Origin of the sequence: Thalassobaculum sp. OXR-137 (genome assembly GCF_034377285.1) — a bacterium.
GTDB lineage: Bacteria > Pseudomonadota > Alphaproteobacteria > Thalassobaculales > Thalassobaculaceae > Thalassobaculum.
Map to the genome: position 1 here is coordinate 3,920,871 of NZ_CP139715.1, position 13,644 is coordinate 3,934,514.

Below are 13,644 nucleotides of genomic sequence, written 5' to 3' on the forward strand. Positions count from 1 at the left end.
CTTCCTTGAGACCCTGAACGCAGCACGGGAGGCGGCAGTTTGACGGATCACACCCAGGAGGACCCGGATGCGGCGCTCATGCCGCGGGTCGCCGACGGGGATTCGGCCGCCTTCCGCCTGCTGGTGGACCGCCATGCGGACCGCCTGCTCGGCTTCGCCCAGCGCATGCTGGGCGACCGGGCGACCGCGGAGGACGTGGTGCAGGACACCTATCTCTCTCTCTGGCGCAAGGCCGGCGACTGGACGCCCCAGGCGCGGGTCTCCACCTGGCTCTACCGGGTGGCCCGCAACGCCGCGCTGGACCGGCTGCGCCGCCTCAAACCGACCGTGGACCCGGACGACGTGACCCTGATCGACAGCGGCCCCGCCCCGGATCGCAGGCTCCACGACGAAGCGACCGCCGGCAAGGTGCGCGCCGCCCTCGACGCCCTGCCCGAGCGCCAGCGCGCCGCCATCGTGCTGGTCCATTACGAAGGCCTCTCCGGGGCCGACGCCTCCGCCGCCCTCGACATCTCCGTCGAGGCCCTCGAATCGCTGCTGGCCCGGGGACGCCGGTCCCTGCGCCAGGCGCTGGAAGGCCAGCGCGCCGAACTGTTGGGAGAAACCCGATGACACAGAGCAACGTGACCAAGGCCCGGGTTCTGGCGCTGGTGGAGGCCTATGGCGGCGATCCCGCCCGCTGGCCGGAGCGCGACCGAGAAGCGGCCGTCGCCCTGCTGTCCGGCGACCGGGAGCTGGCGCGGGCCGCCGACGACGCGCGCAGCCTGGACATGATGCTCGACACCCTGCCGGTGCCGCAGCCGAGCCCGGCCCTGCGGGTCGCGCTGAAGGACATCCCGGAGCGCGGCCATCCGCTGCTGGAGCTGGTCGCCGGCTGGTTCGGCCTGTGGCGTCCGGCCGCCGGGCTCGCCGCCGCCGCCGTGCTCGGCGTCGTGCTGGGAGCGACCAACCCGACCCTACCCCTGCCCGGTTTCGAGGCCGCGTCGACCCTGGCGGCGGTCCAGGCGGCGCCGGAGGCCGAGACCGACACTTACTCCCTGGCCGCCGCGTCCGCGGTGGGCTTCGCCAACCAGGACACGTTCTGAGCCATGGCCGATATCCGCAAGACCGATCCGATCCGAGACCCGACATGACACGCACCCGCTGGCTAACCCTCCTCCTCCTCGCCTCCCTCGGGGTGAACCTGTTCATCGGCGGCCTCGCCATCGGCCGGTGGGTCGATCACGGCTGGGACGCCGAGGAGCGCTTCGAGCGCCCGCCGCCGCCCGACGGGCCGGGTCCGCGCTGGCTGCGCCGCATGGTCGGCGAGGAGGGCATGGATACGGTGCGCGAGGTCTGGCAGCGCCACGAGGGGGTCATCGATCCGCTGCGCCGCGACGCCGATGCCGCCCGCACTGCGGTGACCGACGCGCTCTCGGCCGAGCCCTTCGTGCGCGAGGAGTACGAGGAAGCCCTGGGGCGGATGCGCGCCGCGATGGATCGCATGGAGGTCGCGGTCCACGCGGCGATCACCGACGTGGTGACGTCGATGACCGACGAGCAGCGCCACGCCTTCGCCGAGCGCGCCCGCGCCTGGGCCGACAAACACTGCGGCCCACCCCCGCCGCCCAAGGAGTGACAGGAGCTATCGGCACGCGCCGCCCTTCGACACGCGCCCGCTGCTCAGGGCGAGGTCATTCATATCTAGAATATAAGCCGTCATCCCGGCGGGCCCCGGGCCTGATCCGGGGGTCGGCCGGGACCGAGCCCACACGCCGGAACCTGGTCCCGGCCCGTCCCCGGATCAGGTCCGGGTCGTCCGGGATGACGATCAGACTGAATTCGACCTCGCCCTGAGCAGCGGGAGCGTGTCGAAGGGCAGGCGCGTGTAGAAGGGCAGGCTGGGCGCGGCGATGCCGTCATTTCCGGATTGCTCTCATCGTCATCCCGGACGCGCCCGGACGGGAGCCGGTTCCGGCGCGTGAGCTCGGTCCCGGCCGACCCCCGGATCAGGTCCGGGGCTCGCCGGGATGACGGCTTATTTTCTAGATATGAATGACCTCGCCCTGAGCAGCGACCAACGGGAGCGTGTCGAAGGGCCGCCGCTCACAGGGCCGTCGGAACGGGCCCCACCACCTGGTCCCGCAGCGCCTGCCAGCCGGCCTCGTCGGCCGCGGCGATGATGCCGCCGCCAAGCTTGCCCGGCCGGTACGGGGTGCCGTCGACGCAGGCCGAATAGCCGCCGGCCTCGGCGTGGATCAGCAGGCCCGGCGCGTGGTCCCAGGGCATCTTCTTCCAGTACACCGCATAGTGCCACCGGCCGGTCGCGAGCTGGATGTAGTCGTAGCCGGCGCAGCCGCGGCGGTAATGCCGGTCGCCCAGCATCTCGTTGGCGCGGGCGCGGATGCCCGGGCGGACCTCCTCGGGGAAGAAGCGGAAGTTGAAGCTTCCCTCCATCTCCTCGATGCCCGCGGCGGCGGCGACCCGCAGCGGCGCGCGCGTCCCCTCCGCCAGCATCCAGGCCCCCTCGCCCCGGGCCGCGACGGCGGTGCGCTTCTCCACCGGCTGGTGGATGGCCGAGGCGATGGTCTCGCCGCGATGGGCGAGCGCCACCATGACGCAGAACCGGTCCTTGCCCTCGGCGAAGTTGTTGGTGCCGTCGACCGGATCGACGATCCAGACCGGCGCGTCGCCGTCGATCCGGCCCAGCAGCGAGCGGTCCTTCTCCACCGATTCCTCGCCGATCACCACCGAGCCCGGATAGAGATCCGGCAGCAGCTCGACCAGACGGCGCTCGGCCGCCTCGTCGGCGACGGTCACCAGATCGGTCGGACCGGTCTTCTCGCGGATGTCGCCCTCGGCCAGATTGCGCCAGCGCGGCAGGATCTCCGCCTCCGCCACCTCGGTCAGGGTAGCGGCGAGCCGGTCGAGATCGACGGATGTCATCGTCAGAAAGCTCCGTGGAAACGAGAAAGGGCCGGACACACGGCCCGGCCCTTCCCTAACACGAGTGCGGCTGGCTCAGAAGTCCATGCCGCCCATACCACCCATGCCGCCCATTCCGCCCATGCCACCCATGTCGGGCATGCCGCCGCCGGAGGTGTCCGGCTTCTCGGCGACCATGGCCTCGGTGGTGATCAGCAGTCCGGCGATGGATGCGGCGTCCTGCAGCGCGGTGCGCACGACCTTGGTCGGGTCGATGACGCCGGCCTTGATCAGGTCTTCGTAGGTGTCGGTCGCCGCGTTGTAGCCGAAGGTGTTCGACTTCTGCTCGAGCAGCTTGCCGACCACGACGGAGCCGTCGGCACCGGCGTTCTCCGCGATCTGCCGGCACGGGGCCTGCAGGGCGCGGCGCACGATGTCGATGCCCATGCGCTGGTCGTCATTGGCATACTTCAGCTTGTCGAGGGCGCGGGTGCCGTACAGCAGCGCGGTGCCGCCGCCGGCGACGATGCCTTCCTGAACCGCGGCGCGGGTCGCGTGCATCGCGTCGTCGACACGATCCTTGCGCTCCTTCACCTCGATCTCGGTCGCACCGCCGACGCGCAGAACCGCAACGCCGCCGACCAGCTTCGCCAGACGCTCCTGGAGCTTCTCGCGGTCGTAGTCGGACGTGGTCTCCTCGACCTGCGCCTTGATCTGGGTGACGCGGGACTGGATGTCCTTCTTCTTGCCGGCGCCGTCGACGACCGTGGTCTCGTCCTTGGTCAGGGTCACGCTCTTGGCGGTGCCCAGCATCTTGATGTCGACGGTCTCCAGGTTGATCCCGACATCCTCGGACACCACGGTGCCGCCGGTCAGGACGGCGATGTCCTCCAGCATGGCCTTGCGGCGATCGCCGAAGCCCGGCGCCTTCACGGCCGCGACCTTCAGGCCGCCGCGCAGCTTGTTCACCACCAGGGTCGCCAGCGCCTCACCGTCGACATCCTCGGCGATGATCAGCAGCGGGCGGGACGAGCGGGCCACCTGCTCCAGCAGCGGCAACATCGGCTGCAGGCTGGACAGCTTCTTCTCGTGGATGAGGATCAGCGGGTTTTCCAGCTCGCAGACCATCTTGTCGGCATTGGTCACGAAATACGGCGAGAGATAGCCGCGGTCGAACTGCATGCCCTCGACCACGTCGAGTTCGGTGTGCAGGGACTTCGCTTCCTCGACGGTGATCACGCCTTCCTGGCCGACCTTGTCCATCGCCTCGGCCAGCAGCTTGCCCACATCGGCGTCGCCGTTGGCGGAGATCGTGCCGACCTGAGCGACTTCGCTCGACGACTTGATCTTCTTGGAGTTGCTCTCGACGTCCTTGATGACGGCGGCGACGGCGAGGTCGATGCCGCGCTTCAGGTCCATCGGGTTCAGGCCGGCGGCGACGGCGCGCACGCCCTCGCGGACGATGGCCTGGGCCAGCACGGTGGCGGTGGTGGTGCCGTCACCGGCGAGGTCGGAGGTCTTCGAGGCCACTTCGCGCACCATCTGCGCGCCCATGTTCTCGAACTTGTCCTTCAGCTCGATATCCTTGGCGACGGTCACGCCATCCTTGGTGATGCGCGGGGCGCCGAACGACTTGTCCAGCACCACGTTGCGGCCTTTCGGGCCGAGGGTCACCTTGACGGCGTTCGCCAGCGTATCGACGCCCTTGAGCAGGCGGTCGCGGGCATCGACGTTAAACTTGACGTCTTTGGCAGCCATTATGTTTCTCCTTAGATCGTTGCCGGATGGCGGCAGGGTCGGTCGTGGCGGTCAGCGGCCGATCAGCCGACGACACCCATGATGTCCGACTCCTTCATGATCAGCAGGTCCTTGCCGTCGATCTTGACCTCGGTGCCGGACCACTTGCCGTACAGCACGGTGTCGCCCTTCTTCACGTCCAGGGCGACGACCTTGCCGGACTCGTCCCGGGCGCCGGCGCCGACGGCGACGATCTTGCCCTGCATCGGCTTTTCCTTCGCCGTGTCGGGGATGATGATCCCACCGGCAGTCTTGGTGTCGCTCACCAGCGGCTCGACGACAACGCGGTCATGCAGCGGACGGAATTTCATGGGGCTTCCTCCATGGCTCGGCCAAAGAAAACGGCGGGCATTAGCACTCGCCGTGAATGAGTGCCAGGGGTATGGAGGTTTACCCTGTTTCTGTCAACCGGCTGGCCTCAGTTCAGGCGCTGAAACCGCTCTCCGAAGCGCTTTTCGGCCCGTGCGAGGGTGCTCGGGTCCAATCCGACGGTGATCGTCGAGCCGGTGTCGTCGTCGATCCGGTCGATGATGTCGCCATGGCTGTGCAGCCAGGCGGTGATCTCGCCGTCGGCGTAATCGACGTGCAGGGTCACCACCCGGTGGTTGGCCGACAGGAAGCCGTCGATCGCCTTGACCAGATCGGCGATCCCCTCGCCGGTGACCGCCGACACGCAGACCGTGTCGTTGAGCCGGGCGACCTCGTTGCGCAGGGTGATGCGGCGTTCCTCGGGCAGCCGGTCGATCTTGTTCAGCACGTCCAGCATGCGTCCCGGCCGGGTGGTCTCGTCGACCCCCAGATCCTCCAGCACCGCCAGCACGTCGTGCTTCTGGGCCTCGGTGTCCGGGTGCGAGATGTCGCGCACATGCAGCACCAGGTCCGCCTCGGTCACCTCCTCCAGGGTCGCGCGGAAGGCGGCGACCAGATGGGTCGGCAGGTCGGAGATGAAGCCGACCGTGTCGGACACGATCACCGTGCGCCCGCCCGGCAGGTCGATTCGCCGCATGGTCGGGTCGAGGGTGGCGAACAGCAGGTCCTGGGCCATCACCGAGGCGCCGGACAGCTTGTTGAACAGCGTCGACTTGCCGGCGTTGGTGTAGCCGACCAGGGCGACGATCGGGAACGGCACCCGGCGCCGCGCCTCGCGGTGCAGCTCGCGGGTCCGCTTCACCTCCTCCAGCTCGCGCTTGATGCGGGTGATGCGGTCGCCGATCAGACGGCGGTCGAGTTCGAGCTGGCGCTCGCCGGGGCCGCCGAGGAAGCCGGCACCGCCGCGCTGGCGCTCAAGGTGGGTCCAGGACCGCACCAGGCGGGAGCGCTGGAAGGTGAGCGAGGCGAGTTCGACCTGCAGCCGGCCTTCATGGGTGCGCGCCCGGGCGCCGAAGATCTCGAGGATGAGCTGGGTCCGGTCGATGACCTTGACGTTCAGCCCCTTCTCCAGGTTGCGCTGCTGCACCGGGGTGAGCGCGTGGTCGATGACCACGACCTCCACCTCCATCGCCTCGGCCAGCGCCTGGAAGCGCTCGATCTGGCCGCCGCCGAACAACGTGCTCGGGCGCGGCCGGTTGACGGTCAGCACCTCGCTGTGGACGGTCTCCAGGTCGATCGCGGCGGTCAGGCCGACGGCTTCCTCCAGACGTGCCTCCGGGTCGCGGACACCGGGGGTGTCCTCGTCCTTGGACGGCAGACGCGGATGCAGCACGATGGCGCGGATCTTACCCAAGCGGGGCTCCTTTTACGGGGACCCGACACGGTGCGTCCGCCCGGCGACGTGCCTGGGCCAAGACCGGCGATATGCCGGAGCGCATGGGAGTCCCCTCCAGCGCTCCAACATGTGGATGGCCGGGCCCCGGATCAAGTCCGAGCTGTCGGCGGAGGCAGTCTACCCCGAGACGGGGCATGCGGATCAGCTATCGCTGTCCTCGCCCGGCTCGAACAGGCTGACCGGGTGCTGCGGCATGATCGTCGACACCGCGTGCTTGTAGACCAGCTGGGAATGGGCGTCGCGGCGCAGCAGCAGGCAGAAATTGTCGAACCACGTGACAATGCCCTGGAGCTTCACGCCGTTCACGAGGAACACGGTGACGGGCGTCTTGTCCTTACGGATCTTGTTGAGAAAGACATCTTGGACGCTCTGGCTCTTTTCTGCGGCCATGGTTTTTTCCTTCGCTCCTCAATCGGCTCGCGCGCGCGGGTGGTGACACCACCTCTTTCGCAGATGCGAGATCAGATTGAAAGATATACCGCGAAATCGTTGCGACTCAACCGCGTAGCTCGCCAAGAAGCGCATAACAGTCAAAAAGCTGCACCGCGGGCGCACAATCGCTCAGATCCTCGGGGTGCGGATCCTCGGGATGCAGCAGAACCGGGACGCATCCGGCCGCATGAGCGGCCCGCAGATCGACCGCGCTGTCGCCGACGAACCACACGCTCGGCCCCGCCGTCACGCCGGTGCCGTCCAGCGCCATGTGGATCGGATCGGCCGCCGGCTTGTCCTTGGCCGCGTCGTGCGAGCCGAGGATCCGGTGAAAATACCTGTCCCAGCCGAGATGGGCCGTCTCCAGCCGCAGATAGGTGCCGGACTTGTTGCTGACCACGCCCATGGGGATGCCCTCGGCCGCCAGGGCGTCGAGCAGCTCGACAGCTCCCGGCAGAGGCCGCAGGGTCTCCAGGTGAATCGACGCGAAGCTCTCGTAGAACCGCTTGGAGGCGTCCTCCCAGCGCTCGCCGAACAGCTTGGGGAAGCTGTCGCGCATGGAGAGCTTGGCGTTCGCCCGAACCTGCGCCTCGTCCCAGGGGTCAAGGCCGTACTCGCTGAAGGTGGTGGACAGGGCGCGGGTGATGCCGCCCCAATTGTCCACCAGCGTGGAGTCCCAGTCGAACAGCACCGCGTCGGGACGCGGCAGTCGACTCACGCGGTGGCCCCTTCCCCGGCCGCGTACTCCATGTAGCTGTCGCGCAGGCCGCGCGACAGGGTGCCGGCCTTGCCGTTGCCGATCACCACATCGTCGATCTGGGTGACCGGGGTGACGAAGGCGGTGGCCGAGGACGCGAAGGCCTCGCGCGCCTTCTTGGCTTCCTCGACGGAGAACGCCCGCTCCACGTATTTCAGGCCCTGGCGCTCGGCCAGCTTGAGGATCGACAGCCGGGTGATGCCGTTCAGGATGTCGTGGGTCGCCGGCCGGGTCACCAGCTCGCCGTCCTGGGTGACGATCCAGGCGTTGCTCGACGTGCCCTCGGTGACGTTGCCGTCCTCGTCCACCTGCCAGGCCTCGAAGGCGCCGTTCTCGCGAGCCTGCTGCTTGCCCAGAATGTTAGGAAGAAGCGCTACCGACTTGATATCGCAGCGTTCCCAACGAATGTCCCTGATCGTGATGACCTTGACGCCGTTCTCGACCGTCTCCTGGCTCGGCATGGCGATCCGCTTGGCGGTCAGCACGATGCTCGGCTTGGCGTTCTTCGGGAACGGGTGGTCGCGCTTGGCCACGCCGCGGGTCACCTGCATGTAGACCAGCCCGTTGCGGATCCGGTTCAGGCGCACCAGCTCGCGCATGACCGAGCGCAGGGCGCCCCGGCTCATGGGATGGGCGATGCGCAGCTCGTCCAGCGAGCGGTCCAGGCGATCGAGATGCGGCATCTCGTCCACCATCACGCCGTTCTGCACGAGAACCACCTCGTAGACGCCGTCGGCGAACTGGTAGCCCCGGTCCTCGACATGGACCTCGGCATGGGAATGGGGAAGGAAACGGCCGTTCACATAGGCGATCCGGGACATGGGACCTCCGGCTGGGCGAGATGGGAGACAGGAAGGAAGTAAGGGATATCTAGAAGAAATCGAGACGGACGGCGAACAGTTTCTCGACTTTCTTCACCGCTTCATAGGTGGCAAAGACGACCACCCGGTCGCGGGCCTGCACCACCGTGTCGGCGCGCGGCACGATGACCTCCTCGCCGCGCACGATGGCGCCGACGATCACGCCGTTCGGCAGCTTGGCGTCCTTCAGCGGATGGCCGACCAGAACCGAGGTCTCCAGCGCCTCGGCCTCGATCACCTCGCCGAAATCCTCGCGCAGGGAATAGACGCTGCGGATCCGGCCGCGGCGGACGTGCTGCAAGATCGTGGAGACGGTGATGGCCCGCGGGTTCACCACGGCGTCGATGCCGAGCTGGGTGATCAGCGGCGCGTAGGTGGAGGCGTTGATCAGGGCGACGGTCCGCTTGCAGCCCGAGCGCTTGGCCAGCAGCGAGCTCAGGATGTTGACCTCGTCGTCGTTGGAGACGGCGACGAAGGTCTCGGTCTGGGAGATGTTGGCCTCTTCCAGGATCTCCGGGTCGAGCACGTCGCCGTTCAGCACCATGGTGCGCTGGAGCGACTGGGCCACCGAGCGGGCGCGGGCGCGGTTGAACTCGATCACCTTGGCGTTCACGCCGTGATGCTCGCGCTCGATCTCCTCGGCCAGGGTCAGGCCGATATTGCCGCCGCCGGCGATGATGACGCTGCGCGCCTCCGGCTCCTCGTGGCCGAAGCTGGCGAGCGCCCGGGAAAGGTGACGGCTGTCGCAGACGAAATAGACCTCGTCCCCCGGCAGCATCTGGTCCTCGGCCTTCGGCACGATCGCCTTGCCCTCGCGCAGGATGCCGACGATGACCACGGCGAGATCGGTGAACAGCGAGGTGAGCTGGCGCAGGGGTGTGTGGATGATCGGCGTGGTCTCGTCGCAGCGCACGCCGACCACCCGGACCTTGCCGTCGGCCATGGGGACCACGTCGAGCGCACCCGGCACCTGCAGGCGGCGGCCGATGGCGCGGGCCACCTCGCGCTCCGGCGAGATGATCACGTCGATCGGCATGTGCTCGCGCGAGAACAGATCGGCCCAGATCGGCAGCAGATAGTCCTGGTTGCGCACGCGGGCGATCTTGGTCGGCACGTTGAAGATCGAATGGCCGACCTGGCAGGCGACCATGTTGACCTCGTCGCTGTAGGTCACCGCGATCAGCATGTCGGCATCGCGCAGTCCGGCCTGCTCCAGCACGCTGGGATAGGAGGCGAAGCCGGCGATGGCGCGCACGTCGAGGGTGTCGCTGAGCTTCTGGATCAGCTCCGGCGACTGGTCGATCACGGTGACGTCGTTGTTCTCGCCGGCAAGGTGACGGGCGATGCTGGTGCCGACCTGACCGGCCCCGCAGATGACGACTTTCATCGAGCGATGACTTTCATGAGGAGGTCAGCCGGACTGACGGACGGGCTTTTCCGCCTGCTGCAGACCGAGTGACTTGAGCTTGCGGTGCAGAGCCGACCGCTCCATCCCGACGAAGGAGGCCGTGCGCGAGATGTTGCCGCCGAAGCGGTTCACCTGGGCCAGCAGATACTCGCGCTCAAAGGTCTCGCGGGCATCGCGCAGGCTGAGGCCCATGATCTCACTGCCCTTCTCCCAGCGCAGCGCCGCCGGCGTGGCGGAGCCAATCTCCGGCGGAAGCTGGTCGGCGCGGATCGGCTCGCGGGCGCCGCCGCCGGCCATGATCAGCATCCAGTCGACCACGTTGCGGAGCTGGCGCACGTTGCCCGGCCATTCGTAGGCCTGCAATGCCGCGACCGCGTCCTCGCCCAGCGGGCGGGCGGCCATGCCGCTGGCCTCGGCCGAGAGGACGACGAAATGCCGGGCGAGCATCGGCACGTCCTCGCGCCGCTCGCGCAGGGGCGGCACGCGGATCGGCACCACGTTCAGCCGGTAGAACAGGTCCTCGCGGAACCGGCCGGCGCTCATCTCCTGCTGAAGGTCGCGGTTGGTCGCGGCGATCACCCGCACGTCGACCTCGACCTCGGTGTCGCCGCCGACCCGGCGGAACGACTGTTCCTGGAGCACCCGCAGGATCTTGCCCTGGGTCTCCAACGGCATGTCGGCCACCTCGTCCAGCAGCAGCGTGCCCTTATGGGCCAGTTCCAGGGTGCCGATGGTGCGCGGCTCCGCCCCGCCCGGCTCGGTGCCGAACAGTTCCGTCTCCAGGCGGTCGGGGGTCAGCGTGGCGCAGTTCAGCACCACGAAGGGGCCGGTGGCGCGGCGCGAGCGCTCGTGGATGCGGCGGGCGACGATCTCCTTGCCGACACCGGCCGGGCCGGTGATCAGCACCCGGCTGCCGGTCGGGGCCACCTTCTCGATGGAGGCACGCACGGTGTTGATGCCGTTGGAGATGCCGACCAGGTCGCTGGCGGTGCCGCTGCGTTTCTTCAGGTCGTCGTTCTCGCGCCGCAGCCGGGCGGCCTCGATCGCGCGCTGCACCATGAACAGCAGCCGGTCCGCCTTGAACGGCTTCTCGATGAAGTCGTAGGCGCCCTTCTTGATGGCGGTGACCGCGGTCTCGATGGTGCCGTGGCCGCTGATCATGATCACCGGCAGGCCGGGATGGTCGCGCTGGATGGCGCTGAGAATGCCGAGCCCGTCGAGCTCGCTGTTCTGCAGCCAGATGTCGAGGATCACCAGGGAGGGCATGCGCCGGCGGATGACGTCGAGCGCTTCCGTCGAATTCGCCGCCTGGCGGGACTCGTAACCCTCGTCCTCGAGGATATCGCCGATCAGCATCCGGATATCGGCTTCGTCGTCGACGATCAGGATATCATTGGCCATGGTATGCCAGAGCCGGGTTTGTTTCGTTCAGGACCGTGGGCGGCGCCGAGAATACCAGACTAACCGCTGCGCCGCCTTCGGGTCGGTCGCGGAGTTCTATCGATCCGCCGTGATCTTCCATGATTTTCTTCACGATGGCCAGTCCAAGGCCCGTTCCCTTCTCGCGCGTGGTGACATAAGGCTCGGTCAGCCTGTCTCGCTCAGTGTCCGGCAAACCGCGGCCATTATCTGCGACAGTTGTCACAATCGCATCACCTCGTGGCTCGATTGTGACGAGGATGCTGCCCGGTGCCGCACCCTCGCCTTCCGCCTGCTGGCGCCCCTCGATGGCGTCCACCGCGTTCTGCAGAAGATTGGTCAGAGCCTGGCGGATCTGGCGCGAATCGCAGCGCAGGATCACCGGCCGGTCGCCGGTCTCGACGGTGACCTTCACCCCGGCCCGCGCCCCGCGCTGCAGGTCGGTCGCGGCGGTCACGATGTCGCGCAGGTCCTCGTCGCGCATCACCGGCGTCGGCATGCGGGCGAAGGAAGAGAACTCGTCCACCATACGGCCGATATCGCCGACCTGGCGCACGATGGTGTCGATCATCCGCGCGAAGGTCTCCGGATCGGACTCGATCTCCTTCAGGTATTTGCGGCGCAGGCGCTCGGCGGAGAGCTGAATCGGCGTGAGCGGGTTCTTGATCTCGTGGGCGATGCGCCGGGCGACATCGGCCCAGGCGGCCTTGCGCTGGGCCGACAGCAGCTCGGTCACATCGTCGAAGGTCAGCACGTAGCCGGAGATCACCCCGTCGGAGATCTCCGCGGTGACGCGGGCGTGGAAGATCCGGTGGTCGCCGTTCTCCAGGGTCATGGCGACCTGGTCGGTGGCCTCGCGCCACGGGCGCTGGGCCACCTCGGCGATCAGCGGATCGAATTCCGGCAGGGTCTCCGCGAAGGTGCTGCCGAGCCGCGTCTCCAGGTCGATGCCGAGCAGCCGGCTCGCCGCCCGGTTCGGCAGGTTGATCCGGCCGTCGTCGTCCAGGCCGACCACGCCGGAGGACACCCCGCCGAGCACCGCCTCGGTGAAGCGCCGGCGCTCGTCGAGCTGGGTGTTGGCGTCGACCAGTTCTTCATGTTGCGACTCAAGTTGAGCCGTCATCCTGTTGAACGCGCGCGTCAAACTGGCGATCTCGTCCAACCCGACACCGAGGGGCACCCGCACCGACAGGTCGCCGTGGCGCACCCGTTCCGCGCCGTCGATGAGCGAACTGACGGGGCGCACCAGCCGGTCGGCCAGCAACAGGCCGACCCAGATGGCGGCCAGCAGGATCAGCAGCGCCACCAGGGCGAAGACGATGGCGAAAGTGAGCTGGAAGTCCTGCCGCCTGCCCTCCAGCGCCTCGTATTGCGACACGGCGAGCTGGGTATCCTCGACCCGGGCGAGCAGGGCCGGATCGACGAAGCGGCCGACGAACAGGAAGGTGTCGACGATCTGGTTCAGGGCGACCAGCGCGCGCATCCGGTCGTCGTCCTCGGAGGTGATGATGACGACCTCGCCGCGCCGAGCGCGCTCCAGGTCGCTCTCCGGCACCGGCTCGAAATCGAAGGCGAAGGACAGGCCGGTTCGGGCATAGACCCGGCCGGCGCCGTCGAACACCACCGCCTCGGTCAGGTTGCGGACCGCCGCCTGGGCGGTGATGACCTGCTCGAACCGCCGGCTGTCGGACAGCAGGAACGGCGCTTCCCGGTTCAGGTCGTTGGCCATGGCCAGCACGTCGCCGCGGATGGTCTGGCGGTGCTCCTCCAGATAGGCCTCGGCCACCGCCGCCGACTGGGTGACGGCGGTCGATACCCGCTCGCTGAACCAGCCGCGCACCCCGAGATCGAAGAACACGGCGGAGAAGACCGAGACGATCAGCGTCGGCGTGACCGCGATCAGCGCGAACAGCAGCGCCAGCCGCAGATGCAGGCGCGCGCCGGCCAGCCCGCGCCGCCGCTCGACCCAGATGCGGATGAGCTGGCGCACCACGAGGGCGCCCAGGCCGAGCAGGAAGGCGATGTTCAGGTAGACGCAGAGCAGGACCAGGTCCGGCGCCGGCCCTTCCGGACCCGAGCGGGTGATGACGATGGCCGTGGCCGCACCGGACAGGATCGCCAGCACGCTGAAGGCGACCGCCAGCTTGCGTTCCAGGGCCACGCGGCGGGCCCATCGACGCAGCGCGTGCCACAGGGTCAGGCGCGGCGGTTCCGGCTGCCCCTCGGTGAAGGGGGCCTCGGTAAACGGGGATGTGCTGCTCATTATGCCGTCGCGGTGGTCCCACCGATCGTCGCGGGCCGG

The 13,644-nt window shown here is 68.3% G+C and carries 13 protein-coding genes; 3 read left to right on the top strand and 10 right to left on the bottom strand.

Annotated elements, in window-relative coordinates:
* Nucleotides 1-39: 39 nt before the first annotated feature.
* Genes T8K17_RS18250 through T8K17_RS18260 form a run of 3 tightly spaced genes read left to right on the top strand, consistent with a single transcriptional unit; the run spans nucleotide 40 to nucleotide 1,618 of the window.
* Nucleotides 40-612 carry an RNA polymerase sigma factor gene (locus T8K17_RS18250; protein ID WP_322331163.1) on the top strand — a complete coding sequence of 191 codons (573 nt, stop codon included), beginning with the start codon at nucleotides 40-42 and terminating at the stop codon, nucleotides 610-612.
* The gene (locus tag T8K17_RS18255) at nucleotides 609-1,085 is read left to right on the top strand and encodes a hypothetical protein (RefSeq protein WP_322331164.1); all 477 of its coding nucleotides are present in this window, start codon (nucleotides 609-611) and stop codon (nucleotides 1,083-1,085) included. The genes T8K17_RS18250 and T8K17_RS18255 overlap by 4 nt, the downstream gene beginning before the upstream one ends.
* 44 nt (nucleotides 1,086-1,129) lie before the next feature.
* The gene (locus T8K17_RS18260) at nucleotides 1,130-1,618 is read left to right on the top strand and encodes a periplasmic heavy metal sensor (protein WP_322331165.1); all 489 of its coding nucleotides are present in this window, start codon (nucleotides 1,130-1,132) and stop codon (nucleotides 1,616-1,618) included.
* A 467-nt stretch (nucleotides 1,619-2,085) separates the two neighbouring features.
* On the opposite strand, the gene T8K17_RS18265 is transcribed toward T8K17_RS18260, so the two are convergent.
* From T8K17_RS18265 to T8K17_RS18310, 10 genes are all read right to left on the bottom strand, one after another.
* Complete coding sequence (locus T8K17_RS18265; protein WP_322331166.1) at nucleotides 2,086-2,925, bottom strand: inositol monophosphatase; 840 nt, start codon at nucleotides 2,923-2,925, stop codon at nucleotides 2,086-2,088.
* Between the two features lie 75 nt (nucleotides 2,926-3,000).
* On the bottom strand, nucleotides 3,001-4,662 hold the full coding sequence (gene groL, locus T8K17_RS18270) for a chaperonin GroEL (protein WP_322331167.1): 1,662 nt from the start codon (nucleotides 4,660-4,662) through the stop codon (nucleotides 3,001-3,003).
* A gap of 62 nt (nucleotides 4,663-4,724) precedes the next feature.
* Nucleotides 4,725-5,012 carry a co-chaperone GroES gene (locus tag T8K17_RS18275; RefSeq protein ID WP_322331168.1) on the bottom strand — a complete coding sequence of 96 codons (288 nt, stop codon included), beginning with the start codon at nucleotides 5,010-5,012 and terminating at the stop codon, nucleotides 4,725-4,727.
* 107 nt (nucleotides 5,013-5,119) lie between these two features.
* The gene (hflX, locus tag T8K17_RS18280) at nucleotides 5,120-6,415 is read right to left on the bottom strand and encodes a GTPase HflX (RefSeq protein WP_322334980.1); all 1,296 of its coding nucleotides are present in this window, start codon (nucleotides 6,413-6,415) and stop codon (nucleotides 5,120-5,122) included.
* A 192-nt stretch (nucleotides 6,416-6,607) separates the two neighbouring features.
* Entirely contained in the window at nucleotides 6,608-6,856 is a 249-nt protein-coding gene (hfq, locus tag T8K17_RS18285) for an RNA chaperone Hfq (RefSeq protein ID WP_322331169.1), read from the bottom strand.
* Between the two features lie 106 nt (nucleotides 6,857-6,962).
* Nucleotides 6,963-7,616: an HAD family hydrolase gene (locus T8K17_RS18290; RefSeq protein ID WP_322331170.1), complete on the bottom strand. Its 654-nt coding sequence runs from the start codon at nucleotides 7,614-7,616 to the stop codon at nucleotides 6,963-6,965.
* Nucleotides 7,613-8,476: a D-amino-acid transaminase gene (dat, locus tag T8K17_RS18295; protein ID WP_322331171.1), complete on the bottom strand. Its 864-nt coding sequence runs from the start codon at nucleotides 8,474-8,476 to the stop codon at nucleotides 7,613-7,615. Before dat ends, T8K17_RS18290 begins: the two co-directional genes overlap by 4 nt.
* A 49-nt stretch (nucleotides 8,477-8,525) precedes the next feature.
* Nucleotides 8,526-9,902, bottom strand: a complete 1,377-nt coding sequence (gene trkA / locus T8K17_RS18300) for a Trk system potassium transporter TrkA (protein WP_322331172.1) — start codon at nucleotides 9,900-9,902, stop codon at nucleotides 8,526-8,528.
* A gap of 24 nt (nucleotides 9,903-9,926) precedes the next feature.
* Entirely contained in the window at nucleotides 9,927-11,324 is a 1,398-nt protein-coding gene (locus T8K17_RS18305; protein ID WP_322331173.1) for a sigma-54 dependent transcriptional regulator, read from the bottom strand.
* Entirely contained in the window at nucleotides 11,314-13,605 is a 2,292-nt protein-coding gene (locus T8K17_RS18310) for a PAS domain-containing sensor histidine kinase (protein WP_322331174.1), read from the bottom strand. Before T8K17_RS18310 ends, T8K17_RS18305 begins: the two co-directional genes overlap by 11 nt.
* Nucleotides 13,606-13,644 lie beyond the last annotated feature (39 nt).

Coding starts and splice junctions, on each gene's coding strand:
- T8K17_RS18255 (WP_322331164.1), top strand. CDS start 609: ATGACACAGAGCAACGTGACCAAGGCCCGGGTTCTGGCGCTGGTGGAG.
- T8K17_RS18260 (WP_322331165.1), top strand. CDS start 1,130: ATGACACGCACCCGCTGGCTAACCCTCCTCCTCCTCGCCTCCCTCGGG.
- T8K17_RS18265 (WP_322331166.1), bottom strand. CDS start 2,925: ATGACATCCGTCGATCTCGACCGGCTCGCCGCTACCCTGACCGAGGTG.
- groL (WP_322331167.1), bottom strand. CDS start 4,662: ATGGCTGCCAAAGACGTCAAGTTTAACGTCGATGCCCGCGACCGCCTG.
- T8K17_RS18275 (WP_322331168.1), bottom strand. CDS start 5,012: ATGAAATTCCGTCCGCTGCATGACCGCGTTGTCGTCGAGCCGCTGGTG.
- hfq (WP_322331169.1), bottom strand. CDS start 6,856: ATGGCCGCAGAAAAGAGCCAGAGCGTCCAAGATGTCTTTCTCAACAAG.
- dat (WP_322331171.1), bottom strand. CDS start 8,476: ATGTCCCGGATCGCCTATGTGAACGGCCGTTTCCTTCCCCATTCCCAT.
- trkA (WP_322331172.1), bottom strand. CDS start 9,902: ATGAAAGTCGTCATCTGCGGGGCCGGTCAGGTCGGCACCAGCATCGCC.
- T8K17_RS18305 (WP_322331173.1), bottom strand. CDS start 11,324: ATGGCCAATGATATCCTGATCGTCGACGACGAAGCCGATATCCGGATG.
- T8K17_RS18310 (WP_322331174.1), bottom strand. CDS start 13,605: ATGAGCAGCACATCCCCGTTTACCGAGGCCCCCTTCACCGAGGGGCAG.